Origin of the sequence: Streptomyces pseudovenezuelae (assembly GCF_029892565.1) — a bacterium.
GTDB lineage: Bacteria > Actinomycetota > Actinomycetes > Streptomycetales > Streptomycetaceae > Streptomyces > Streptomyces pseudovenezuelae_A.
In genome coordinates, this window is the sequence record NZ_JARXVH010000002.1 from 499,071 (window position 1) to 523,110 (window position 24,040).

32 protein-coding genes are annotated in these 24,040 nt (G+C 67.4%); 29 read left to right on the top strand and 3 right to left on the bottom strand.

Annotated elements, in window-relative coordinates:
- Positions 1 to 4: 4 nt before the first annotated feature.
- A complete protein-coding gene (locus M2283_RS06980; RefSeq protein WP_280875204.1) occupies positions 5 to 616 on the bottom strand; it encodes a hypothetical protein in 612 nt (203 codons plus the stop codon).
- A gap of 900 nt (positions 617 to 1,516) precedes the next feature.
- Between M2283_RS06980 and M2283_RS06985 the strand changes: the two genes are divergently transcribed.
- From M2283_RS06985 to M2283_RS07125, 29 genes are all read left to right on the top strand, one after another.
- Complete coding sequence (locus M2283_RS06985; protein ID WP_280875205.1) at positions 1,517 to 2,281, top strand: AAA family ATPase; 765 nt, start codon at positions 1,517 to 1,519, stop codon at positions 2,279 to 2,281.
- 238 nt (positions 2,282 to 2,519) lie between these two features.
- Complete coding sequence (locus tag M2283_RS06990; protein WP_280875206.1) at positions 2,520 to 2,843, top strand: hypothetical protein; 324 nt, start codon at positions 2,520 to 2,522, stop codon at positions 2,841 to 2,843.
- A gap of 40 nt (positions 2,844 to 2,883) precedes the next feature.
- On the top strand, positions 2,884 to 3,732 hold the full coding sequence (locus M2283_RS06995; RefSeq protein ID WP_280875207.1) for a peptidoglycan-binding protein: 849 nt from the start codon (positions 2,884 to 2,886) through the stop codon (positions 3,730 to 3,732).
- 31 nt (positions 3,733 to 3,763) lie between these two features.
- Complete coding sequence (locus M2283_RS07000) at positions 3,764 to 4,018, top strand: hypothetical protein (protein WP_280875208.1); 255 nt, start codon at positions 3,764 to 3,766, stop codon at positions 4,016 to 4,018.
- A gap of 180 nt (positions 4,019 to 4,198) precedes the next feature.
- Positions 4,199 to 4,786: a hypothetical protein gene (locus tag M2283_RS07005; protein ID WP_266856236.1), complete on the top strand. Its 588-nt coding sequence runs from the start codon at positions 4,199 to 4,201 to the stop codon at positions 4,784 to 4,786.
- A 217-nt stretch (positions 4,787 to 5,003) separates the two neighbouring features.
- Entirely contained in the window at positions 5,004 to 5,348 is a 345-nt protein-coding gene (locus tag M2283_RS07010; RefSeq protein WP_232838217.1) for a hypothetical protein, read from the top strand.
- Positions 5,349 to 5,371: 23 nt separating this feature from the next.
- Positions 5,372 to 6,463, top strand: coding sequence for an AAA family ATPase (locus tag M2283_RS07015; RefSeq protein WP_280875209.1), 1,092 nt, complete (start codon positions 5,372 to 5,374; stop codon positions 6,461 to 6,463).
- Between the two features lie 32 nt (positions 6,464 to 6,495).
- Positions 6,496 to 7,623 (top strand): PD-(D/E)XK nuclease family protein, encoded by a 1,128-nt coding sequence (locus M2283_RS07020; protein WP_266856230.1) that lies wholly within the window; start codon positions 6,496 to 6,498, stop codon positions 7,621 to 7,623.
- An 89-nt stretch (positions 7,624 to 7,712) separates the two neighbouring features.
- Complete coding sequence (locus M2283_RS07025) at positions 7,713 to 8,693, top strand: helix-turn-helix domain-containing protein (RefSeq protein ID WP_280875210.1); 981 nt, start codon at positions 7,713 to 7,715, stop codon at positions 8,691 to 8,693.
- A gap of 104 nt (positions 8,694 to 8,797) precedes the next feature.
- Positions 8,798 to 9,247: a hypothetical protein gene (locus tag M2283_RS07030; protein ID WP_280875211.1), complete on the top strand. Its 450-nt coding sequence runs from the start codon at positions 8,798 to 8,800 to the stop codon at positions 9,245 to 9,247.
- A gap of 85 nt (positions 9,248 to 9,332) precedes the next feature.
- Positions 9,333 to 9,983, top strand: a complete 651-nt coding sequence (locus M2283_RS07035; protein WP_280875212.1) for a hypothetical protein — start codon at positions 9,333 to 9,335, stop codon at positions 9,981 to 9,983.
- The gene (locus M2283_RS07040; protein ID WP_280875213.1) at positions 9,983 to 10,201 is read left to right on the top strand and encodes a hypothetical protein; all 219 of its coding nucleotides are present in this window, start codon (positions 9,983 to 9,985) and stop codon (positions 10,199 to 10,201) included. The genes M2283_RS07035 and M2283_RS07040 overlap by 1 nt, the downstream gene beginning before the upstream one ends.
- Complete coding sequence (locus M2283_RS07045; protein ID WP_266856220.1) at positions 10,198 to 10,362, top strand: hypothetical protein; 165 nt, start codon at positions 10,198 to 10,200, stop codon at positions 10,360 to 10,362. The genes M2283_RS07040 and M2283_RS07045 overlap by 4 nt, the downstream gene beginning before the upstream one ends.
- A gap of 58 nt (positions 10,363 to 10,420) precedes the next feature.
- Entirely contained in the window at positions 10,421 to 10,903 is a 483-nt protein-coding gene (locus tag M2283_RS07050) for a hypothetical protein (protein WP_280875214.1), read from the top strand.
- Between the two features lie 69 nt (positions 10,904 to 10,972).
- Positions 10,973 to 12,478 (top strand): DNA cytosine methyltransferase, encoded by a 1,506-nt coding sequence (locus tag M2283_RS07055; RefSeq protein WP_280875215.1) that lies wholly within the window; start codon positions 10,973 to 10,975, stop codon positions 12,476 to 12,478.
- On the top strand, positions 12,475 to 12,927 hold the full coding sequence (locus M2283_RS07060; protein ID WP_280875216.1) for a hypothetical protein: 453 nt from the start codon (positions 12,475 to 12,477) through the stop codon (positions 12,925 to 12,927). Before M2283_RS07055 ends, M2283_RS07060 begins: the two co-directional genes overlap by 4 nt.
- A 19-nt stretch (positions 12,928 to 12,946) precedes the next feature.
- Complete coding sequence (locus tag M2283_RS07065; protein WP_280875217.1) at positions 12,947 to 13,651, top strand: hypothetical protein; 705 nt, start codon at positions 12,947 to 12,949, stop codon at positions 13,649 to 13,651.
- A complete protein-coding gene (locus M2283_RS07070) occupies positions 13,648 to 13,995 on the top strand; it encodes a hypothetical protein (RefSeq protein ID WP_280875218.1) in 348 nt (115 codons plus the stop codon). The genes M2283_RS07065 and M2283_RS07070 overlap by 4 nt, the downstream gene beginning before the upstream one ends.
- Complete coding sequence (locus M2283_RS07075) at positions 13,992 to 14,216, top strand: hypothetical protein (protein WP_280875219.1); 225 nt, start codon at positions 13,992 to 13,994, stop codon at positions 14,214 to 14,216. Before M2283_RS07070 ends, M2283_RS07075 begins: the two co-directional genes overlap by 4 nt.
- Positions 14,213 to 14,896 (top strand): hypothetical protein, encoded by a 684-nt coding sequence (locus M2283_RS07080; RefSeq protein ID WP_280875220.1) that lies wholly within the window; start codon positions 14,213 to 14,215, stop codon positions 14,894 to 14,896. Before M2283_RS07075 ends, M2283_RS07080 begins: the two co-directional genes overlap by 4 nt.
- 134 nt (positions 14,897 to 15,030) lie before the next feature.
- Positions 15,031 to 15,339, top strand: coding sequence for a hypothetical protein (locus tag M2283_RS07085; RefSeq protein WP_280875221.1), 309 nt, complete (start codon positions 15,031 to 15,033; stop codon positions 15,337 to 15,339).
- A 15-nt stretch (positions 15,340 to 15,354) separates the two neighbouring features.
- Complete coding sequence (locus M2283_RS07090) at positions 15,355 to 15,678, top strand: hypothetical protein (protein WP_280875222.1); 324 nt, start codon at positions 15,355 to 15,357, stop codon at positions 15,676 to 15,678.
- Positions 15,679 to 15,750: 72 nt separating this feature from the next.
- Positions 15,751 to 16,155, top strand: a complete 405-nt coding sequence (locus tag M2283_RS07095; protein WP_280875223.1) for a hypothetical protein — start codon at positions 15,751 to 15,753, stop codon at positions 16,153 to 16,155.
- A gap of 162 nt (positions 16,156 to 16,317) precedes the next feature.
- Entirely contained in the window at positions 16,318 to 16,665 is a 348-nt protein-coding gene (locus tag M2283_RS07100) for a hypothetical protein (RefSeq protein WP_280875224.1), read from the top strand.
- Between the two features lie 29 nt (positions 16,666 to 16,694).
- A complete protein-coding gene (locus tag M2283_RS07105) occupies positions 16,695 to 16,979 on the top strand; it encodes a hypothetical protein (protein WP_280875225.1) in 285 nt (94 codons plus the stop codon).
- 17 nt (positions 16,980 to 16,996) lie between these two features.
- Complete coding sequence (locus M2283_RS07110) at positions 16,997 to 17,596, top strand: hypothetical protein (RefSeq protein ID WP_280875226.1); 600 nt, start codon at positions 16,997 to 16,999, stop codon at positions 17,594 to 17,596.
- Positions 17,597 to 17,666: 70 nt separating this feature from the next.
- Complete coding sequence (locus tag M2283_RS07115) at positions 17,667 to 18,728, top strand: hypothetical protein (protein ID WP_280875227.1); 1,062 nt, start codon at positions 17,667 to 17,669, stop codon at positions 18,726 to 18,728.
- A gap of 304 nt (positions 18,729 to 19,032) precedes the next feature.
- A complete protein-coding gene (locus M2283_RS07120; protein WP_280875228.1) occupies positions 19,033 to 19,221 on the top strand; it encodes a DUF4314 domain-containing protein in 189 nt (62 codons plus the stop codon).
- 68 nt (positions 19,222 to 19,289) lie between these two features.
- Positions 19,290 to 20,156, top strand: coding sequence for a hypothetical protein (locus M2283_RS07125; protein WP_280875229.1), 867 nt, complete (start codon positions 19,290 to 19,292; stop codon positions 20,154 to 20,156).
- 468 nt (positions 20,157 to 20,624) lie between these two features.
- On the opposite strand, the gene M2283_RS07130 is transcribed toward M2283_RS07125, so the two are convergent.
- Together M2283_RS07130 and M2283_RS07135 are read right to left on the bottom strand one after the other, a co-directional pair.
- Positions 20,625 to 23,186: a tetratricopeptide repeat protein gene (locus M2283_RS07130; RefSeq protein ID WP_280875230.1), complete on the bottom strand. Its 2,562-nt coding sequence runs from the start codon at positions 23,184 to 23,186 to the stop codon at positions 20,625 to 20,627.
- Positions 23,183 to 23,632, bottom strand: a complete 450-nt coding sequence (locus M2283_RS07135; protein WP_280875231.1) for a hypothetical protein — start codon at positions 23,630 to 23,632, stop codon at positions 23,183 to 23,185. The genes M2283_RS07130 and M2283_RS07135 overlap by 4 nt, the downstream gene beginning before the upstream one ends.
- Positions 23,633 to 24,040 lie beyond the last annotated feature (408 nt).

The following is a 24,040-nucleotide window of genomic DNA, read 5'->3' on the forward strand; positions in this document are numbered from 1 at the left end:
AGCCTCAGTCACCGTTGCCGCATGACGCGGCTTTCTTTACTTCGGGTACACCATCAACACCGAAGAACGACTGTCCGTCTTTACCCGGAAACTCAAGTTCATCAATCTGTTGAGCGAGATGCCCGTTACTTGAACGCCACCATTGCATTCCATCACGGTCCTGGAAAGTAAAGCCGTAAAGCTCATTTACCCATGCCGTTCCTTCGGTTCCCCCATAGTCCCCTCGTGCTGGAGCCCAAGACGTTACGCTTTTCCGCGAGAAGACGAGTTCCGTGCAGGGCGCTAGCCGCGATGTACTCAAATAAATGTAGGCGCCGATGCCTTCATTGGGATTTTTGAAGTACAGTACGCCCTTTAGTGCTACGCGCGCAAATGGCACCGGATCTGGAGATCGATTCAAGATGTGCACTTTCCAGTTACTTCCGTCTTCGACGCGGTCTTCGACCCAGGCGGAGACCGTTTTTGCCTGGGCGCTTGCTTCTCTCCTGCTCTCCTCTTGGGATTGCTGGAGCTGGTCCTTCGCGGTCTGCTGGCTCCAATAAGTGGTGACGGCCTGGGCCCACAGCCCGCCGATTGCAGCGAGGGCAGCAAGAGCGGTAGCCGTCACGGTAATCATGTGCGACCATCTGGCGCGCCGGACACGGGTCCAAATTCTCCGTGCCCGGGACAATTCTGCGTCTGGCTCCGGCGTCGGCTCCGGCTCCGGCGCCGGAGCCGGGGGGTCTTCACGGACCCGGGCCCGCACTTGGGCGGGCGCGGTGCGCCGCCTGGCCAGCCGTAGCCGTACGTGCCTCTGTGGCCCCTCTGACATCTGTCCCCCAGACGTAGCTTCTGGGGGCATAGACGCCAGCGCAAGCCATCCGGCTCCAGTCACCTCACGATCCTTCGCCCAGGCGCTGCTGCCGCGCCGGGCGCCTCCGTACAGCGTGACCTCTCTCAATCACCGCGTGATGGATTCCAGGGCCCTCGCGGCCTCGCACAGCGCATTCAGGTCGTCCAGGAGGTACCCCATCATTCGCCTGCAACGTCGAAGTGCGTGCTGTACTTGAGGGCGGCAGGAGCTGTAGACGAGTGGGAGTGTTCGGTGCCAGCGATGGGAAGCGGCAGCGGTCGTGGTCAGGCCGACTTCAACGATAAGACCCGACTGCTCCTAGCCCGGCGTGCGGCGTTTCGCTGCTCGAACCCGAGGTGCAGGGCGCTCACAATCGGGCCGGGTATCGGTTCGGAGGATTTCACCGATACAGGCACAGCTGCTCACATCTTTTCCGCTGCGGAACGAGGGCCGCGGGGGACTGGTGGTCTGTCGGACGCAGAGCGATCCCATATCTCGAATGGGATTTGGCTATGTGCGAGCTGCGGTCGCCTAGTTGATGCAAATTCAGGTGTCGAATATTCGGGACCACTACTCCGGAGCTGGAAGGATCTTCATGAACATCGAACTCGTCTGGAGCAGGGCGGGCAAGCTCAGCCTTTCGGATGGGTCCAAAGCCTGGAGATTGTCAGCCACTACATCCTGATGCCCGGTGTGTTGCGGCTTTCTAAGCTGAACCTCCTCTTCGGGATGAATGATTCGGGCAAGACGAAACTTTTGCACCTTCTTCGATCGCTCAGTTCACCGCATTTACTGATGGAGTTTCCGGCGGATCTTTCGTGCGCCATCACTTGGTTCGATCCGGAACTCCGGAAGGCGATCGTGGATGTCCGAGGTCAGTGGCTGGAGTACCGGGTCGATGACCGACGGGTGGCTCTGCCTCCTCGCCCGTACAGGGTTCTATCGTTCGGTCCCGGAACTTACAAAGGTCTGAGGGCGTCTTCGGTCCCAGGAATTGCCGAATTTCTCGGAGTTGATTTCTGGACCGCGCGAACCGTAATCGCCAACATGCCCGTCCTGTTGCCTGATGTGGTGTCTAGGGTTCGCTTCTACGGGGATGATGTCAAGGTTTCATATCGAGAGGAGGCGTTCGGAGAGGAAAAGCTTGGAGAGGTAGTCGTGTGGTTCTACGCGCTAGCCGTCTTTGCGGAACTGCAAGCGCGGGCGGAGCCAACAATCCTTGTGTTGGATGAACCCTTCAATTTCCTGCACCCCATAGCGCAACGGCATGTGCTGGAGCTGTTCGAGTCGGCGACGTGGACTTTCCAGGTCATCCTGGCTGAGCACAGTCCGACCGCCTACGAGCGTCGGCATCACGGCTGGAGCGCCACGGTGCTGCTACCTGAAGGGGGACGCCGGTCCCGCATCTCCCAGGAGGATGTTGACCTGGAACGCATCGGAGGCGGCTGAGCGTTTACGCAGAGGTCGTGCTGCGGTAGTCGCTGGTCGGCATGACGGCGTTCCACTGTGCGATCGACCGGTGAACACGCGGGCCCTGAAAGGGCCAAGTCCTACTGCCGGGGGCGCACTTGGGTCGAGGCTCGGGAAGGGCTTGAGGGCTGTCCCCCGAAACAGTGCGGCCGGTCCGGGCTTGCGCTGAGTCTCATAGACTGATCTTCAGCGGCGCGGGGCTGCCGAAGGGAGCGCCGTGACCGCGCCGCCGGGACAGGACCCTACGCCGTGGGAACTGCTGCGGGCCATGCAGCAGATGCGCGATGACCTGCGGGCCGACTTCGCTGCCTTTAGTGCGCGGCTCGCGGAGATGGTGACGAAGATCCAGTACGACGCCGACCGGCGGACCGACGAGGTGCGGATCAAAGCCGTCGAGGACGACATCGCCCAGATGCGGCGCGAGCGCGAGACGGAACGTCAAGAGGCCCGTGGCGTAAGGCGGTTGGCTCTGACCGCCCTGGTGGCGCCGGTTGTGGTGGGAGTGATCGTCGCGATCGTGACCGGCAAGCTCGGACTGTAGGCTCAGAACAGCAGGCGCGGGGGAGAACAAGGAACGCGCCATGCCTGATCTCTGGCTGCCTGGAGCTGAGCGGCACCCGCTCAGCGACACCGCACCCACCGACACGCAGTACGACCCACGCGTCATCTGGCACATCACGTGGGACAAGAACGCCACGGCGGCCAAGCCCGCCGATCTCGTGGTGTTCGACAAGCTCGTGCAGTACTTCACCGGCGGCGGCAAGGGCGTCGCGCCGCATCTGCTCTGGGATCCCTTCACGGGCAGAACCGCTCAGTTCTACCCGGCGAACAGCCGGTCCAAGTCGGTCGTCGACACCACCGGCGGCACCAGGACCAACCGCACCGGACGGGTGTGTCTCCAAGTCGAGACGCTGTTCTTCCCGTACTGCCGCGTGAACGGGAAGGCGTACGCGACCGTCCGGGACACTCCGGCCAAGGGACTCGACAAGATCCTTACCTGGGCGCGGAGTTGGGGAGTGCCGGACGTCTGGCCGATGGGCACACCGACCTGGAAGTCGAACCGAAGCGAGCACGTCTGGGAGACGGAGGGCGGGCACTACGGCCACGGCCAGACGCCCGAGAACACGCACACGGACCCGGGCCCGATGCCGACGTGGCCGACCGCGACGTCGACGACGCCCAAGCCGGGCCCGCCGGCGTTCCCTGGCCGAAGCGCCTTCGGACCGGGCAAGTCGAACGCTTCGATCCTCCTGCTGGGCCAGCAGCTCGTGCGCAAGGGCTACGGCAAGCACTACCGCGTCGGCCCGTCCCGCGACTGGGGTGAGGCGGACCGCCTCAACGTCATCGACTTCCAGCACGCCCAGAAGTGGAGCGGCTCCGACGCCGACGGCTACCCCGGCCCGGAGACCTGGCGCCGTCTCTTCGCCTGATCCTCCTCAACAGCTCAAGGAGCACATCCCCATGAACCTCTACGCCTCGCTGCTGCGTACGGGAGTCCCTGCCGCGGTCGGCTGGCTCGTCGCGGTCGCCCTTCGGCACGGAGTCGATCTCGACGCCACGGCCGTCACGGGAGTCCTGACCCCGGTCGCCACCTTCTCCTACTACGGCGTCTTCCGGCTCGCGGAGGAGCATCTGTCGCCACAGTTCGGCTGGCTGCTCGGATATGCCCGTCCCCCGAAGTACGAGAACACGACGCTCACCCTGCCGCGTACCTGACCCACGGTGAGGTGACGTCGAGCAGTCCGAGAGCCCAGCATGGAAGAAGACCCCCGCCTTGCGACGGGGGTCTTCGACCTCTTGGAGACTCCAGCCTATCGTCTCTTTGGCGGGGTCGGACTCTGCTTCTACGGTGGTTACAATCTATATGCAGACGTCACGTGAGCTGGAGGCGATGGAGTGGCAGAGGGCAAAGCGCCGGCGGGAAGGAAGCCGTACCTGGCCGGCAGGGTCGAGTTCGCCGCGCTGTACGACGTGAGGCCGCTCCAGGTAAGCCAGTGGATCAGCCGGGATCACACCCTCGATTACCGCTACGCCAAGATCATCAGCGGGTCGCCGTACTGGCTGCTCCAGTTCGTGAAGGGTTTCGGAGAGACGACCCCGCGCCCGAAGCACCTCAATCAGACGGAGCTTGAGCGGCTGACCAAGGAGCAGGACCCGGGCTACTGGGTGAGGGAGGTTGAGCAACTCCCCCCGCTGGTGGGCCAGGCCGAGTTGGTGGCCCTGTTCCAGCTGCCGTCCGGCGAGCTCTTGCGCAGGGCGATCAGCACAGGCCGGTTCCGACCCGCCGACTACAACCTGTCCGGATCGCCGATCTGGCTCTTGGAGCCGGTCGTTGCAGATGCACCCGCGCTACAGGCGGGAGCGCGGGCGGTGGACTGGGCGATCGACGGCAAGGTCTTGGCTGCCCTGCGTGACCGCACATACAACGGGCCCGGATCCAGGATCGTGCCGCGCGGCAAGGCGGCGAACAAGGTCGCTGAATAATCGCAGGTCAGAGGCTTGCGATTCTTGATTCAACCCCTGTTTGCATATAGAATAGAAGCGCACTCGAGGGGGTGCGCCTCATTCATCCAGGGGGAATCATGTGCCGACCCAGGGGGCCGCCGAGGGGGACTTGGCGGTGTTGTCGATCGACAATCCCTCTGTCCGGAGATAGATTCCAACACTCCAGTGTGTTAGGTCTATCTCTGAGGGGGGAGCCTTGCTGATCGAACAGCCGCCGTTGTTCGGCACCATCCAGCCCGTTCGCCACCCCGCCGACGTCGGCAGCCTGACCATCCAGCAGCGATTCGAGGCGTTCCACGCGCTCAATCCCTGGGTTCTCAGGGCGCTGATCCGGATGACCGCCGACTGCGCGGAGAAGGGGTTCGGCCGCATCGGCATCGGGATGCTCTTCGAGCTCCTGCGCTACCAGTACGGCGCGGCGACCCGAGGCGACGAGTTCGCGCTGAACAACGACTACCGCTCCCGGTACGTACGGCTCCTGCTGGCCGAACACCCGGAGTGGGCAGCCCTCTTCGAAGTCCGGGCCCTGCGCACGGACTGACCACGACCTCTTGGAGCCAGATCGTGAACGCACCGGCGGGCACCGCAAAGCCGCCCGCAGTCCAACTGAAAACACGCAAGCCGACGGGGATCGTCCCCTGGCCCCTCCTCCTCATCGAGGGCGAGGAGGGCGCTGGCAAGACCTACTCGGCCGCACAGTTCTCCAGCAGCGACCGCATCGGCCAGATGTACTGGATCGACCTCGACGAGGGATCGGCCGACGAGTACGCGGCCATCGAGGGCGCCAACTACCTGATCATCGAGCACGACGGCACCTACCGAGACATTCTCGAACAGGTTGAGGCCGTGCACGCCGAGGCCAGGCGCGCGGCGGCGGCCGGAGAGCCCCCTGTGGTCCTGACCATCGACTCGGGATCCGCGCTGTGGCGGATGCTCACCAACTGGACCTACGAACGCGGTCGCCGGACGCGCAAGAACCGTGCGCTGCTCCAGGAGGACCCGGACGCCGCGTTCGACATCGGCCGGAACCTGTGGAACGACGCCACGGAGCGGTGGAACAGGATCATCTACCTGCTGCGCACACTGCCCGGCATCGCCATCGTGCTGGCACGCGGCAAGCAGGTCAGCGCCACGGACGACAACGGCCAGCCGATCCAGAACAAGAGCGAGTGGAAGGTCTCGGCCCAGAAGGACTTGGGCTTCGACTCGTCGTGCTGGGTGCGCATGAAGCGCAACGCCGACCCGCAGGTCATCAAGGTCCGATCGCTGCGGATGCGCGTCGAGCGGAACAAGCCGCTGCCGCTCCGGGACTTCAGCATCGAGGACCTGGTCTTCAACAAGCTGGGCTGCTCCCTTGAGTCCCAGCCGCGCATCATGCCCGCGCTCGTCGGCGATCTCGTGCAGCCCTGGCTCGCCCGCATCGCCGGCCTGACGGACAAGAAGCTCCTTGAGGCGCTGTGGCGGGCTGTCCCAGATCCGGTGAACCGCCTGAGCCACGACGAAATCCTCACCATCCGGAGCGCCGCCGAGCAGCGCGCCGCGGAACTCGACAACCCCCGGCGGGAGATGGGGGAGGGCCCACTGTCCGACGCCGACAAGCTCCGTGCCGCCGCCCAGCGCAAGGCCGACGAGCAGGACGCGGACGCCGAGCAGTGACCGCCCACGCTGACCTCTTGGAGAACTCCCCTATGTCCGTAGCCACCGTCGACGGCATCGCACCTTCCATCTGGGATGCCGCGCACGACGTGGACGCCCGCCGCCCCCGCTCTCGTCAGACCCAACTCGGCGCGTCCGACACCGTATGCGGCCGACGCGCCGCCTACATCCTGCACGGCGTCACGCCGACCGATCACCCCGACAAGCGAGCGGCGATCCTCGGAACGTTCATCCATCACGGGCTGCTGGAGTCGGCACGCACGGAGTACGGATGGCTGGTGGAACGCAGCGTCCAGGACTCCCTGATCCGGGGGCACGTCGACGTCGTCCAGCTCGACGCGGCGACCGCCGCTCGCCTGCCCGCTCGTCACAGACCAGCGATACCCGCCGACGTCCTCACCGTGGAGGACGTGAAGACCAAGTCCACGTATCTGTGGGACCGCGTTCTTCGCTACGGGGCCACGGCCGCCGAACTGCGGCAGGTCCTGCTGTACGCGGGCGCGCTGTTCGAGGTCGGGTTCGAGGACGTGCCCGGCCAGCGGTACCTGTCCCGCCTGGGGCCACTGAACATCGGTCGTATCCGCTTCCGTTTCATCAACCGGGACTCCGGCGCGGAGCACGTCCAGGAGATCGACTTCGACCCTCAGCGGGCGGCAGAGGCCCAGTGGTGGGTGGAACGTGTGCGCGAGACCGGAGACCCAGAGGAGATGCCCCGCGACTTCAACGGCCCCGGTCTGGACGCCATCTGCGACTACTGCCCGTTCCGCTCCCTGTGCTGGCCTGGGACGGCTCCGGGCGTGCCCGAGCAGACGGCGCTCATCCGCAACGACGCCGACCGCGAACAGGCGCTCATCGACTACGTGAACGGACACAAGCTCTACAGCGAGGGCGACCGGATCAAGAAATTCGCACGCAAGAAGCTCGACCGATCCCCGGAGGGGATCTACGGCCCCAACAAGCTGTCCTGGGGCGGAGGCAACGACGAGGAGAAGGACGACGTGGAGGCGATGGTCGACCTGCACGAGGTCGCCGGAATTCCGGTCCCGATGACGCCGGACGTCAACCGCATGGTCAAGAACCTCAAGGACGCAGGACTGCCGATTCCCCGGCGGAAGACCGGTAAGAAGACACCCGCGGTCATCAGCATCGCGCCGGCCTGACCCGGACCCCATGAGCCCCAGCCCCGCCCGGAAGCGACCGGGCGGGGCACCCCGTCCTGCCGCTGTGCCTGCACCGCCCAAGGGGAACCGTGTCCATCCAACTGATGATCGCTGCGGCGTACTTGCCGCCCGACGTGCTCAACCAGAGCCAGAAACTCGCGCTCATGAAGATCGCGGACAGCGCCGACGACGAGACGCGACTCGCGCGCCCCGGCCTTACCCGCCTCGCGGCCTGGGTCGGCGTGACCGACAAGCGCGCCATCACCATCGTCACGGAGCTGATAGCCAAAGGGCTTGTCGAGCGCGTGGAGACCGGCAAGGCGGGACGCTCGGCGGTTTACCGGGTCTTCCCCCTCGGCATACCGCCCACACCGACCACGCAGGAGCTCAAAGAGCGCCTGGAGGCCCGCAAGGCGGCACCGAAGAACGCCAACAAGGCCCGCTCCGGAGTCACACGTTCGGCCCCCGCAAAGCCTGCGATGACCTATCAGGACGTCGAAGACCGCGAGGCCGCCCGCCGAGAGAAGGCCGAATCACCGCAGGTCGAAGCTGGGTTCCACGCGGGGAACCCAGGCGAGGAGGCAGGGTTCCACGGGGGGAACCCTGACGGGCAGGACAGCCGGGTTCCACCGGTGGAACCCGGTGAGTTTCACGGGGGGAACCCACTGGGTTCCACCGATGGAACCCCTTCCTTTCCTGGTTCTTCCTCTGCCCTTCCTTCCCCCCCTACCCCCACGGCTGACGCCGCAGGGGAGCCCGTGTCCGCTCCGCCAGGCGACCTTGCCCCGGAGCGCGGGGAGCTGCCTAGGGGCTGCACCAAGCACCGGGGGCACCCCGCTGCCTCCTGCCGTGGGTGCGGCACCAACCCGCGCGCAGGACGCCGGAGGGAGCAGGAGGAGGCCAAGAACGAGGAACACCGGGAGCACGGGCGCTTCTGGGACGAGTGGCACGAGGGCGCAGCCAGGCGCCGCCAACGGGTCGAGGAGAACCCGGACGCGACCGAAGAGGCACGCAGAGCTGCGCGCGAGGCCGTACGAGCACGGAAGGGCGGCAGCCAGCGAAAAACTTAGGCACCCGAAAGAAAATTTCACCAGGAATATAGACATCCCTGGCGATGCATATAGAATAGAACCAGAAAGAGGGGGAGGAGCCCCCTCTTGACCGGAAGGACGACATGGACTACCTGCCCATTCTTCGCCACTGCCACAAGGGCGCGATCGTGCTCGACAGCGGCGCTGCCGCCCGCGAGCAGATCCACAGCCTCGCCGACCTCTACCGCCAAGACCCCGAGGGCGTCGGCGACATGCTCATCCAGATCGCCGACCTGAAGGACCTGGTCGACTGTGAGCGCCACCTCGGCGGGCTCGGGCGCGCCAAGCCGGTGCGGGACGAGATCGTCGGCGAACTCCTCGACGAGATCGGCGGCGCCGAGATCCACCTCGACCACCGCGATAATCACAGGGCGCTCATGCAGGCCCGCGATCTTGCCCACCAGGCGCAGGACATCGCCGACGTCGCCGGTCATCGCGTCGACGAGCTGGAGGCCCTGACTGCGCGGGCGCGGCAGGTGCGAGAGGGGCGGCGTGCGGCGCCCCGCCTGGTGTTCGTCACCCGCCCTTGGTGAGAGCGTCCGCGCGCATCAATTTTGGCCTGAGATAGATCCCAACTCTGTACTGTTGGATGGCACGCGACCTCTTGGAGAAGGAACTGTGAGCAACGAATTGGCGCCCCTGGCCCCGATGCCCGTGCACAACAACACCGAAGACTCGCTCTGGCTGGCCCTGTGGAGCGCGTACGAGCCGGTCATCACCGCGCTGCGCCGCATCCCGCTCGTGACCAACGTCGAGTCCGGGAACATGTTCGCCATCACCGCCGAGCTCACCGACGGCTCGTATCTGTGGATCTCCTCGGTCGAGGACCTGCCCATGGACCCGGCCGCGCTGGAGGGCTTCCAGGTCAAGCGCCTCCACGACGACAACCCGAACATCGACGAGGTGTTCTACGACTCCACCGACAGCGGAGAGCAGTCGGAGCACGGCAACAACGTCGTCCCGCTCGTCCAAGCCATCACGGCCTTCGTCACCGAGCGGAGCCTCGCGCCGCGCGTCATCGACCTGGTCTCCGTCCGGCTTCGGGGCGTGACGGCGCAGCGTCAGCCGGTGTCCAAGCTGCTCCACGGCCCCCTCGCCGACAACGACGCGGCCATCAGGGAGTACGGCAACGTCGTGCGCGCCATGGCGGAGAAGGGCTGGACGTGCGTCCACGCGCAAGGCGGTACGGACTGGCCGCTCACCGTGTGGGAGCTGAACGACGAGGTCGGCATTGTCTACCTCGCGTCCACCGGGCAGGTGATCGTCTGATGGCGGGCACCGAAGCAGCCCCGCCGAATCCGGCGGACGAGACCGGCAAGCGCCGCTGCACCTGCGTCATCGCCCACCCGCAGAGCGAAGACGAACAGGCCCGAGCCCAGGCCGCGTTGGACAACGGACTCGCGACCAACGACGCCCACGGTGTGTTCGTCGCGTGCATGCAGCTCCTTCAGCCCTGCCCGGCTCGCTACGAGGTGGTGGCGTGGTGACCGTGCTGCACGTGCTGTACGCGCTGCTCGTGCTCGCCCTCGGTGTCGGTGCCGGCCTCACCGTGATCGTCATCGAACAGCTCCGCTGGGAGGCCCGCAGCCGGGTCCCGCGCCGCACGACATACGGCGAAGTCCACCGCCGCCACGCCGCCCACCGCTGATCGCGCTGCCCGGCCCGACTCCGGGCCGGGCAGCCGCAGACCTCTTGGAGAACACCCCGTGGGAAACGACGTCTATATCCAGACCTCTGACGGCAAGAGAGCCGAAGGGGGCGGGAACTACTTCCGGTTCGCCTACACCGCACTGCCGCGCACCCTCGACGCGATGAAGAACTTCGGGATGCTCGTCCAGCTGCCCGTCCCGTCATACCCGGAGCTGTCCACCTACGGGCTGGCGGGCGTGGACCTCCGGCCCGGCACCAAGTACGACGAGAGCACGGCGAACCGCGTCGCCGAATTCCGGACCGCCTATCAGGCCGTCAAGGACGCCTCCGAGACAGTGCCGACCGGCATACCCAGGTACAAGATCGACTCGAACGACGGCTTCCTCGTGACGGTCGCCGAGATCACCGCCGCCCTCGCCACCTATGACGCCCACCCAGGCGTGGCCATCGCAGAGATGCCCGTGGGTGACCCGAGGTGGGGGATATGGATCGCCTTCCTGCGCCAGGCGCAGGCCCACGGCGGCCTCCGCACTCACTGATCTCGGCCGTTGCCCGGCCCCGCGATGCGGGGCCGGGCGCGCAGGACCTCTTGGAGAACAACTACCCACATGGCCACCTGGATTGACCTTTTGTGTGGCGCGGGCGGCAGCAGCACTGGACTTGTCGAAGCCGGGCACGAGCTGTTGCTCGGCATCAACCACTGGCGGCTCGCGATCGAAACGCACGCCGCCAACCATCCCAACTGTGAGCACGTCGTCATGACGCTCAGCGACGGCTTCCCCATGCGCATGCTGCCCAAGGCCGACGCCCTGTGGGCATCCGTCATTTGCACCGAGATCAGCCCCGCGGGCGGCAAGGCCCGAGAGACCAACCAACTCGATCTCCTCGACCTGCTCGAAGAGGAACGCGACGACTGGGAGTCCCTCACCAAGGACGCCTTCGAGGCGACCCGGGTCACCGCCTGGTGCGTGGTGCGAGCCGCTGAAGCCAAGCGGTTCAAGGCCATCGTCGTCGAGAACGTCGTCGAATTCGGCCTGGACTGGATCCTGTTCGCGACCTGGCTCCAAGCCATGGAACTGCTCGGATACCAGTACCAGATCGTGTCCGTCAGCAGCGCCCACGTCGGCGACGAGGTCAACCTGCGCGCCCCGCAGTGGCGTGACCGGATGTACGTGGTCTTCACCCTCAAGACCATGCGCAAGCCCGACCTGGAGCCCAGGCCGCTCGCACCCTGCGTCGACTGCGGTGAGGACGTACACGCCGTCCAGTCGTGGACCAAGACCGATGGCCTGCGCATCGGGAAGTACCGGCGCGACTACATCTACCGCTGCCCCAACACCCGTTGCCGCCACGCCATGGTCGAGCCGTACGTACGTCCGGCCAGCGACATCATCGACTTCAGCGACCTCGGGAAGCGGATCGGCGACCGCAAGAAGCCCCTCGCGGATACCACCATGGACCGCATCCGTGCGGGCCGCCTCAAGTTCCCCTGGCGCCCCTATTCGATCTCGCTCACCCACGGCAAGGACGGTGGGGACAGGGCGTACGCCGTCGAGGACCGGCCGATGCCCGTCCGGACGGTGAAGCAGGGCGACGCGCTTCTGGTACCGACCGGCGGCTCGTGGAACACCGACGCCGTCCCCGTCGACGTGCCGATGCGTACTCGCACCACCCGCGAGAGCGAAGCCCTGCTGACGATGGACCCGTTCATCATCGAGTACCGCAACCACGCCACCGCCAGCCCCGCGAGCGACCCGCTCAGCGTCGTCACCGCCCAGGGCAACCACCACGGCCTTGTCACGCACGCCGGCACTGTGCCCGACCACGTGCGGAACACCCTCGTCGTGCCGTACCGCAAGGCCGCGGTGAAGACGGCCGCCGAACCCGTCCACACCCTCACCACCCGCGACTCGGCCGCCCTGGTGCAAAACGCCCCGGACATCAACGACTGCTACTTCCGGATGCTCAAGCCCCGCGAACAGCTCGAAGGGCAGCGGTTCCCCAAGAAGTACGTCGTCTACGGCAACCAGGCCGAGCAGACCGCGCAGGCAGGCAACGCGGTCTCGGTCAACGTCGCCCGGTGGATAGGCCAGCGATTGGAGCTCGTCCTGTGACCGGATCACGAACCCTGATCGGCACCCACGTCACCGACCACGCCCCGTGCTTCGGCGACGAGGACTTCGCCATTGCCGACGACAGATGGAAGAACGGCACCGAGCTGGTCGCCATCTGCGAACCCGTCCTCTACGTCTGCGGCGGCTGCCCCTACCGGGCCGCCTGCATCCGGCAAGTCGTTCCCGCCAAAAGCCTGTTCACCGGCATCTGCGGCGGCCGGATCTGGCTCAACGGCGCGATCATCCACGAGCTGCCGGAGGCCGACTCCAGTGAGTTGCCAGTCCCGGTCATCCGCAAGTCGTGCGGCACGGCGGCCGGATCACGCGCTCACCGCCGGGCCGTGGAGCAGCAGTGCCCCCGGTGCCTGCCCCACTACCGCCCCGGACCGAACCCGCTGGACGCGGAGGAGCAGGCCGCGCAGCAGCTCCAACTCCCCGACGCTCCCTGACCAACCGAGAGGAACCGCAGTGAAGCACCTGACCGCAATATGCACCGGTACGCCGGACGGCTACCGGATTCGAGTTCTGGACGAGGACCACGGCGTCTACTTGGTGCACCTCTTCTTCGACTGGGACAGCTTCCGCCCGGCCAGCGCCGGTCACCGGCTGATCGAGCACGGCTACATGATCCGACCCGACGCCCGAACCCCGGACGTGGTGAGCGGCTGGAGAGAGGTCCCGGGCCAACCCGGAACCTGGTCCGTGCCAGTCATGCCGACGAACGGGGGTGCCCCAGTGGCGCACCCGATGGTCAGTGACCGCCTCGTCGAGGCGGTCACCCACTGGACGGAAGGGCGCCACGACGAGGCCCAGGAGATCCTGGCGGACCTGGCGCGGAACGGGACGCCCTCGCTGATGTACGGCGTCGCGACGGGGCTCGCAGTTATGGCGAAGGCAGCCTTGGCGAAGATGCAGGGACTCGATGCCGACACGGCGTTCTGGATCATTCTGACTTCCGACGGCAGTCGTCCCGAGGACATCGTCCCGCAGCCGCACCTCTTCGCAGCTCGGTTCATCACCGCGTTCGCCAACGGGGACACCGCGATGACGCTTGCCCTCTACGGGGCCGCTTTCACCGCGCCTGACCCTGAACTGTTCTCCCGCTGCCTGGAGATGCTGCTGGCGGCGACCGGTGAAGCAGTTCGCGCCGCCACTCCGGGGGCCGATCGATGACCGGCTCTGCCACCTACTCGCCCGACGGACTGCGCCACGACGTTGCCGACCCGGCGACATGGAGTGTCCGGATCTGCGCGGGGCGGTGCGGCACGTGCATCTTCCGGCCGGGGAACCTGATGCGCCTGGAAGAGGGGCGCGTGGCAGAGATGATCGCCAACGCCATCGCTGAGGAAGGGCACATCGTCTGCCACGCCACGCTCGGCACCGATGCCCCCGCCATCTGCGCGGGCTTCGCCGCGCACCGGAACGGCCGTGCCGCTTCGCTCGCTCTGCGCCTGGCCCGAGCCCGTGTCCTCCGCACTGTCTGGGTTCACGTCGATCCCAGAAAGGCGGAGTCGTGACCAGCATGCTCGTCCTGCTTGTCCTCCTCGCGTGGGCAGCGGGAGCCGTGATCCTGACGGACGCCTTCCGGAGGCTGCTCGCCCACGACCCGATCCTGCGACTGGTGTACCAACTGCGGCCGGGTGCGGTCGCCTTGTACCTCGCGGTGGTCATCGTCGCGTGGCCGGCGGCGGTGGCGGCGAAGGCACTGTTGGATCTCGTCGACCGGGGCCGCAGGTGACCCACATCAAGCCGGGACGGATCTTCGCGGCCTGCGACCCGCGGGACGACATCCGCATACGGATCGAGCAGTACAAGCCGGGGGACATGCGCGCCCTGGTCGTGGACGCCGTGACCGGCCAGAGGCGTCGCCTCATGCTGGTCTCGGCCTTGCACGCGTCGGCCTTCACCAACGCCGGCGTGCCGCGTCGGAGCGGATACGCCCCCGACGCAACGGAGTTGGCAACGCCCAAAGTAGTTCCCCCGGTCGGAGTTCCGGGCGAGGAGGAACCGGACTGGTTCGAGGGGATGCCCGGCCGCCAGTTCAGGGTCGCGCTGCCACCCCGGCTGACGCTCCTGAACGCCAACCAGCGGCTCCACCACCACAAGCGCGCGGAGATCACCAGAGTGTTGCGGCGCGCGGCCTGGGCCGCCTCGCGCACAGTGCCACCCCTGGAACGGGTCCACATCATCGGCGTCCTGCATCCCGAGGACAGACAGAGGAGAGACCCCGCCAACTGGTACCCCAGCTTCAAGGCTTGTGTCGACGGGCTGGTGGACCAAGGCGTCCTGGCCGACGACGACCACACGCGCGTCGTCGGCCCGGACATGCGCATGGGGCACATGGTCGAGGGAGCGCGGCTCGTCCTCCACATACGCGACCTCACCTTCGCAGACATAGCTACTGACCTGCGGAAATAAAGCTCTCCGGTGATCAAGAAAATTCGCCGGAAATCTTGCCTCCCTCCCGAATGCATATAGAATAGAACTAGAAAGAAGGGGGAGCGGCCCCCTTCTTGAACCGTCAGGAGACAACCGTGTTGAACCGTCAGGAGATGAACGCGACAGACCCCTTCAGTCCCGAGGGCATCCGCCAGCGCCTGAGTGCCGAGCAGATCAGCCCCGCCCAGGCGGACCGGCTGGCCGAGGCCATCGCGGGCGCCCTCCGGCGGACCTGTAAGGAGTGGTTCCCCGGTACCGACTACGACGACTGGCGGCAGATGCTCCCCGAGCCGCTGCTCGACGTCGTGATCCAACTCCTCACTTGGGACGAGGACGGTCGGATCGTGGCCGACCACCTGCCCGCCGCCGCGGTCGCCTGCATCTTCCTGGACTTGCAGCACTCCGCCATCCCCGTCGGCTGAGGGGGGAGGGCTTCTGTGAACCGTGACGAGCAACTGAACAGCCGCCGTTGGAAGATCAGCTACACCTATCGCTGCACCTGCAACCCCCAGTGCTACTGGACCATGCTTCCCGGCCGTCACGCGGGAGGGTCGGGGACCTTCCTGAACGACGGCGAGGAAGCCCTCGGTGCGGAGGCCGCCGCCGCGATCGTCGCCGATCAGTACGGGCACGTGGACATCGCCGACATCGGCATGTGGCAGGAGGGCGACGAGGAGCGCGACGCGCGCCTCGCGCTGAACCGCCGCCAGGAGGCAGACGAGAGGCAGGGCGTCCACTGGGCCATGGGCGGAGCCAACTAGCCCAACGATTTCGCCCGGCGGCTGGTGATCATCACATCCCGGCCGCCGGGCGACCCTACGTCAAGGAGGCACATGCAAGCGCAAGACCCCTGCTCGCTCGCGGACCGGCGGGTGTGTGAGGCCACCCGCAACCTCGCTCGCGCCGTGCTGAGACGCATGGCTGTGACGGCGGTAGCGATCGAGCCGCGCATCAGGACTCTCGTCGCCACCCGCGACGACCCCGGATATGCCCTGTTGAGTCTGCATGGCGACGACGGGCGACTCCTTCTCCGGTTCGACCTGCGAAAGCAGCCGGACCCGATTTGGGGCAAGCTCACTGCCGATCTGTGCTTCCTTGCTGGGATCGCGGACCTGCGCACGCATCCGCCCGGCTACTACTTCGTCCACCCCTTGGTCGACGAGCGCGATATCGCCGTCCCTCTCCCTGCCAACCCCCGCGGCCTCCCTCCGCGCGAGATCGGCCACCTTCGGTGGTAGCCGTCGGCGAGGGTGACCGCCCCATCAGCGGGGCGCTGCCCGTGGGTGACATCAGTCAGGACTGACCCCCTCCGTGCTCGCTCACGGCAGGGCCGCAACATCCCCTGAATGCATATAGAAAAGAAGCATCCGGGGCCCGTTCATCCTCAACCGGAGGCATCCGTGCCACCTCGCCCCTCGATACCGGTCATCAACACGCCGGACCACCACGTCGCTGCGATGTTCCTCGTCCTTCTCGCCCGCGCGCCCGACACCGCCACGCTCCGCGCCGCCACGCGCCTCGCCGAGAGCGCAGCCGTCGCCTCCTGGGCGCTGCGTCCCGACGACCTCGAACCCCTCACCGTCGAGCAGTACCGGGATCTGCTCGCCTATGCCGCCGCTCCCGAAGTCCTCGACCTGGCTCTCTACCTGCGCGGCGACCGGAAGCACATCCGCACGCTCATGGACCACATCGGCCGAGAGATCGCGGAACTCCTCACCCACTACTCCGCGCCGGACCCCCAAGTCTGACGCCCGCCCCTAAGCACCAAAGGAGACCTATGACCAGTCCACCCGCACGGCAGTGGTGGGTCATCTACCGGGAGCCGAACCCCGCACAGATGGACATCGTTGCCGTCGAAGCCCTTCCCGAGGACGACACCGCCCACGACAAACGGTGCGCCGAACTGGAGGCATCCGGCCAGCTCGCCTATGTCGTCGCTGCGCCCGACCAGGACGCCGCCGCAGAGATCGCCGGCCGGATCTGGGCCGAGGAACTCATCACCAACCCGGCGCGCCACGCCGCCGCAGAGGCCTACCTCGCCGCCAACCAGCGGCCCAACTAACCCCATTGGAGAATGACATGAACCCCGACATGCTGAAGGACCTGTGCGCGAGCGTCGTGCACCGCTTGAGCCTCCGCCCCACCACAGTCGAGGCCGCGCTACTGGTCACCCTTCACCACTTCAGCGGTGAATCCCGCAACCCCGCGGTGGCCTACATCGGACTCACGCCCGATCAGTACGTCCTGCGGTCCCTCTCGACCCCCCGCTTCGAGGCCACCCTCGCGAGTGCCGCCCTCAAGGCCGAGGGCCGAGAAGCCGACGCCCGCCTGAACTGGGAGGCGTTCGTTCAGCGGGAGCAGGAAGCGGCCAGGCTTGCCCACGAGGCCATACCGAAGACGGCTCTCCTCACCGACGCCGACGCTATCCACCGGATCGGTCGTCAGCTGGGTCTCTGCGATGAATGCACGGACCAGCTCGTCTCCGGTGTCGTGCTCACCCTGGCGCTTGGATACCCCTACCGCTTGGCTGATCAATGGCACCTCAGCCTCACCGATCTGCTCGCCCAGGTCACCACCGAGGAACTGACCGAGCTGTTGCGGCACGCCGCGCACTCGGAGGCGGGTCGCACGGAAGAGGCCGCCGCCGCGCTCCGGCGCATGCAGCGCGCAGTGCGCTGACCTTCCCCCCCCCGTGGCGGCCTGCGGGCCGCCACGGGATGCCTCGATCGGACCGAATCCAGGAGACCGCATGAGCCAACTCGATCTGTTCGCCGACCCCGACGAGCCTGACGAGCCACCCGCGCCGCCCACCCTTGCCGCCCCGACCCGCAGGTATCTCACCGATCTGCCGCCGGCCCCCGCGCCCGTGACCATGCCCGCCGCCACGCCTGGCCCCTCGCTCGCGGTCGTCAAGCGCAAGCTGGGTCACTACCGCCCGGCGCAGAGCAACCCGCACGCGCACGCCTTCCAGATCGCGGAAGCCGTCAGCTACGCCTGGCACCACGCGCACGGGGGGAGCAGCATCGAAATCCCCATCGGTACGGTCGCCGCGCTCGCCCTCTGGCCCCTGCGCGGCCCGGACGCATACCTCGCCGCCGACTTGTGGCTCAGTCTCGATGACTCCGAGCTGCTGGCCGCCTTCCGCGAGTGCTGGGCCCGCATGTGGATCATGCGACCCGACCTCATCGACCGGGCCACGCCCTTGCACAAGTGGGTCGACGACGAGAAGCCCGACGCTCGGCGAGCCGCTGCCGTACGTGCCGTCGTCGAGGCCGCGCTCACCAACGGACTCCTGCACCTGACCGCAAGCGATGACCCCGATCTCCGTTCAACCACCGACGTGATCGGAACCCTCCTTGCCGTCATGCGCTCCGAAGGCGCTCACGATGCACTCGCGGAGGTCCACACGCCGCCAGAAGTCGCATACCTGATGGCCAGGATGCTGTTCGACGACATGACGCTTGAGCCTGGCATGAAGTTCGACGAGCCCACGGGCGGGACTGGTGGCATGTACCGCGCCGCCGTACAGGTCATGCGTGAACGCGGCGTCGACCCGCACCAGTTCGGATGGTCGCTGACGGACATCGACCCCCTCGCGGCGGCGGGCGCCGCCGTCAATGCGATCCTCTGGGACCTCGGCCCGCACGTACTCATCGGGTGTGGCGACACCCTGCACGAAGGCAACGTGTACGCCAGGGCTGCCCGGGAGGCACTGGAGTCCCTGGAGCGGCGCGATCGACTGCACTCGCAGGCGGTCTTCCTCGCGGCGATCCAGAAGGTCGAAGCTCTGGTACGCGATATAGCGGCCTGACCTGCGGAAACTGTCTTCTGTGATCTTGAACTCCCCCCTGAATGCATATAGAATAGAACCAGCAGGGAGGGGGAGTCATGGAAGAGCCGCCGTTCACATTCCCGTACTGCCGCAGCCACGACGTCCGGTGCCAGGAACCGGGCTGCGAGGCCTGCGCCTGCGACCACTGCTTCGACTGCGGAGCCTGCCCCACCCAGGCATGCGAACACGACGCCTAGCAGGCGGCCAACGGTGGCTCCGTCAATCGGCGGGGCCACCGGCGGCCCAACCGTGACCCTCACAACCCATTACGACTGGAGCGCAGATGACCTACAAGAAGGGCGACCGCATCGCCCTCGTACACACCACCGACTCGCACACCGGGCTCAAGCCCGACGACGAAGGCACCGTCCATCAGTTCGACGCGAGCCTCTCCATGCTCTCCGTGGACTGGGACAGCGGCTCCACCCTCTCGATGCTCCTCGACGACGGCGACGAAGTACGCCCCGCGTAGCGCCACCGGGCCCGCCCCGGTCGGGGGCGGGCCCCTGCTTCCCCCGCAGACCTCTTGGAGAACCACAGATGCTCATCACCGACGCCGCAGTCCGAGAAGCCGCGGCCAACCTCGCCCAAAGCCTCGGCGGCGACTGGGCGATCGACACCGCAGCGCCCGCCGACGGCGCAGCCCACCTCGTCTACAGCGACGGACGAGGCATCAGCTTCCGCCCCATCTTCGGCGGAACAACCGTCCAACTCTGGATCACCGGCGGCGCCGTACTCCCGCTCCCCGACGACGCCACCCTGGCCGACCATGCCCTACGCGAAGCGCAACTCACGGCACGCCTGGCCGAAGGGCACCGCTACAACAAGGCGACCACCCTCGTCACCGAAGCTGACGAAGATCCGGAACTCATCATCCTGCGCACCCTCCAAGACGACCTCCTTCCCGCCTTCGACTACAAGCCCCGCTACGCCGGCCACCGGCCCTGGATAGACCTCTTCGACAGCGCACTCTCACAAGTGATGGATGAAGCCCCGCCGGCCACGGGCACCTCGCTGCGCGACTGCGGCCCCGAAGCCCACATGACGCCGCCCGGCGTCGGCGAAGACTCCGAGCCCACGGCAGACACCGAATCTGACCCTGTCGCCGACAACGACCCGGCGATCGAGCCCGATCCAACCCCAGCGCACGACGGTGACCAGCAGGCCGACAACCCCACATCTGACGAGGTCCAGGAGGAAGGCCCGTCACCCGCCGAAGAACCCGACCCCGAAGTCACGCAGCCCCCGAGGTCCGGGCCCGAAACGGACCCCGCCTCGGAGCCGGGACCCTCCGGCGAGATCAGCGGCGAAGCGGACGCCCAACCGGCAGCCGAGACCAGCCCCAGCGCAAAACGGCGTCCCCGCGGCCGCACCCCCAAGCGCCGCCCGAAGACCAGCTCCACCTGACCACGTACGACCGACCAGGGAGCGCGGCCCGTGCCGCGCTCCCTCTGGAGCGCCATGAATAACGATGATGAGGCTCCCCTGGATCTCTCCATCCGGTGCTCGGGGGCCCTTGACGGGCTCGACTTGATTCGACCTACCGAGGGACAGCGGGGGCATGGGGCGCGAACCAGCAGATTCCTTGAACGGCGACCTTGGGCCCTGGGGAGAGCGAAAGTCTCGCTGCCTGGTGTCGAGATGGACTTCTGGCACAGGGTCCTGGCACCAGCTTCTGAGACACGCTGACCTGCGGACACCCGGTCGCGCCACCTGATACGCCATCTGTGTCTCAACAATGCTTCTGCGACAGCACCGCGAAGGTCAGCCCAAACCACGCCTGTTGCCCTCGGAGATAGCGGCCGCGAGGTTGCTTCGGAGCGACCCCGTCCACGAATGGTCGCCGCCCAGCACCCGCACCCGGTCGGCCGGGATCTATTCGATCAGCGGGGCCGCCCGTTTCAGGTCCCCCGCCAACAGGTAGGTGTAGGCGAGGTTGCTGCGGGTGATCAGGGTGTCGGGGTGGTCGGCGCCCTGCACCCGCACCCGGTCGGTCAGGGTCTGCTCGAACAGCGCGATGGCCCGTCCCAGGTCCCCCGCCGACCGGTAGGCGCTCGCGAGGTTGCTGCGGGTGATCAGGGTGTCGGGGTGGTCGGTGCCCAGCACCCGCACCTTGTCGGTCAGGGTCTGCTCGAACAGTGGGAAGGCCCGTCCCAGGTCCCCGGCCAACCGGTAGGCCAAGGCGAGGTTGCTGCGGGAGGCCAGGGTGTCGGGGTGGTCGGTGCCCAGCACCCGCACGCTATCGGTCAGGGTCTGCTCGAGCAGCGCGATGGCCCGTCCCAGGTCCCCCGCCGACCGGTAGGCGCTCGCGAGAGCGTTGCGGGAGGTCAGGGTACTTGGGTGGTCGGCGCCCAGCACCCGCACCTCGTCGGCCAGGGTCTGCTCAAGCAGTGGCACCGCCCGCCCCGGGTCCCCCGCCGACTCGTAGGCGCTCGCGAGGTTGCCGCGGGAGGTCAGGGTGCTTGGGTGGTCGGCGCCCAGCACCCGCACCCGGTCGGCCAGGGTCTGCTCGAACAGCGGGACCGCCCGTCCCAGGTCCCCCGCCAACTGGTAGGTGTAGGCGAGATTGTTGCGGGATTCCAGGGTGCTTGGGTGGTCGGCGCCCTGCACCCGCACCCGGTCGGTCAGGGTCTGCTCGAACAGCGCGATGGCCCGTCCCAGGTCCCCCGCCGACCGGTAGGCGTAGGCGAGGTTGTGGCGAGAGGCCAGGGTGTCGGGGTGGTCGGCGCCCAGCACCCGCACGAAGTCGGCCAGGGTCTGCTCGAGCAGCGGCACCGCCCGTCCGAGGTCCCCCGCCGACTGGTAGGCGTAGGCGAGGTTGTGGCGAGAGGCCAGGGTGTTTGGGTGGTCGGCGCCCAGCACCCGCACCAAGTCTGCCAGGGTCTGCTCGTACAGCGGCACCGCCCGTCCGAGGTCCCCCGCCGACCAGTAGGAGCTCGCGAGGGTGCCGCGGGAGACCAGGGTATCGGGGTGGTCAGCGCCCAGCACCCGCGCGGAACCGGCCAGAGCGCGTTGGAGGTGGCTAATCGCGCGGGTGAGCTGGCCCTGACTGTCGAGAAATTGCCCGGTGAGGGTGAGGATGTATGCGGTGGTTTCGGTGTCGGTGTCGGCGGGTGCGTGGTCGGCCAGGGCGTCGATGTGAGGGAGCAGGGCGCGCCAGTTGGGCCACTCGCCGGGGGTGTCCCAGGTGTCAGGCAGGGCGTCGTTCAGCTGGGTGGTGGCGTGGGTACGGGCTTGATTGATGAGGTGGGGGGTGCGGTGAGGGTCGTCGGGGTCGGGGGTGCGGGCGAGGGCCTGGACGAGGCGGTGGACGGCCAGGGTGTTGGTGGCGGGGTCGGGGGTGATCATGCTGTAGGCGGTCAGGAGGCCGATCGCTTTGTTCAGTGCGGGCGGGTTGGTGAGGCCGTCCAGGAGGGTGGCGGGAATCTGGTCGGGCGCGTACCAGGCCAACAGGCGCAGCAGGTCGGCGGCTTGAGGCCGGAGAGTGGTGATCTGGTTCAGGGTGACGTTCCAGATCTTGGCGATGGTGCGCTCGTGCGGGGTGACGACGCCGCCATCGCCGTACATCTCCACCGGGTACTCATCGAGCAGCGCGAGGTAAGCGCGGGGGGTGATGAGCGGATTCTGCGTGAGGTAGGCGGCTGCCTGTTCGATGGCCAGGGGGAGGTGGCCCAGTTCGGCGCACAGTTCGGCGGCGCCGTCCAGGTCCCGGGGGCCGGCGTGGCTGGCAATGCGGGTGAGCAGGTCCAGGGACTCGGCTTCATCCAGAACGTCCAGGCGCACGACCGTGTTGACGTTGTGCCAGGCGGTGGCGAGCCTGCTGGTGATCAGGAAGCGGCCGCTGGTGGGCCGCGCGAGCAGAGGGGCGATGTCGGCGGGGTCGTTGACGTTGTCCAGGATCAGCAGCCAGCCGGTGTGGCTGGCCAGCCACTGCAGGGCACGCTCGGCCAATGCCTCCGGCGAGAGCGCATCGGGCAGGCCCGATTCCAGAGCGGTGGCCAGTTCGACCAAGCCCTCCTGGACGCTGGTGGCACTGTAGGCGTTGATCCATCGGACCGGGACACAGCCGTGGGTGCGGGTGGCAGCCCAGTGAGCGGCCAGGGTGCTCTTGCCGATCCCGCCCAGCCCGTGCACCGCCTGCACCACCACCCCGCCCGGAGCTGCCAGCGCGGCATCCAACCGGTCCAGTTCGGTCGTGCGCCCGACGAACAGCCTTGGCCGCACCGGCAGGTTGTCCAGTCCGGCCGGAGCCTCCACCTCGGCGGGTGGCCGAACCGCCCCGGGTGGCAGGTACACCACCCTGGCACCATCTCCGGTCAGCACTGGGGCGTTGTTGTCACCCTCGATGGCGGCGGACCGCTCGGCGCTTGCCTCCACCCGTGAGCTGGTGGCGGGTGGTTCCGGTTGCGTACCGGTGCGCTGGAACGGCCACTTCACGGGTGGGCACCGCCACGCTGGTCGCCGGTGGACAGCGGGCCGGAGTTGGTTCCGCCGATGGCGATCCCACGGTTCCCGGACGCGGACACCGTATCCGGGGCTGGCGGAGAGGCGGGGTGCGGTCCGGCAGGAGGCTGGGAGGTTGTGGTGGCGTCGCCGGTGGAGACGGGGGCCCGGTTGTCCCCGCCGATGGCGACGGCGCGCTCGGCTGTGGCCACCACCGAGTGGCCGGAGGTTCCGGTCGACGGGGCCCGGGTAGCGAAGCCCTGGCCCCACAGCACGGCCAGCGAGCCCAGCACCGCGCCGAGCGCAGCGGCCAACGACCAGCGGATCGCGGGATCCTTCAGCAGAGGCGGCAGCACGATGGCCCCGCACAGCCATGCTGGCACGGCGAAGGCCGCGGCCGTCATCAGCCCCGCCACCGCCCATCTGGCGTTCCGTCCCATGCCGCCCCCAACCGCGCTGAATGTCCGTGTTCACCACCACGATGGCAGCAACTCCTCGACTCTGACCCGCCCTTGCACGCACAGAGCGCATCGACCCTGGCCCGTGGCGCTCAGGGCTTCCCACGGCGGGAGCGCAGCGGCCGTAGCTGGAGGGGGCAAGCTCGGTGTCAACCTCGACCTTGATCGTGGTGTGGTAGTTGACGCTCATACAGCGCGCCGGGGAGATGTGTGCCGGCGGTTCGTCGTCCATCGCCCGCTCTGGAAGAAGGAGAGCGAGCCGGATAACCTGACGAGGCGACGTCTGGCCTGTGAATACGGCCACAGAGGCTCCGCCCCGACATCCGGGGCCGAGCCTCTGCGCATTGGAAGGGGAATCCGCTGCGCGCGAGTTCGAGGCCCTTTCCTGAG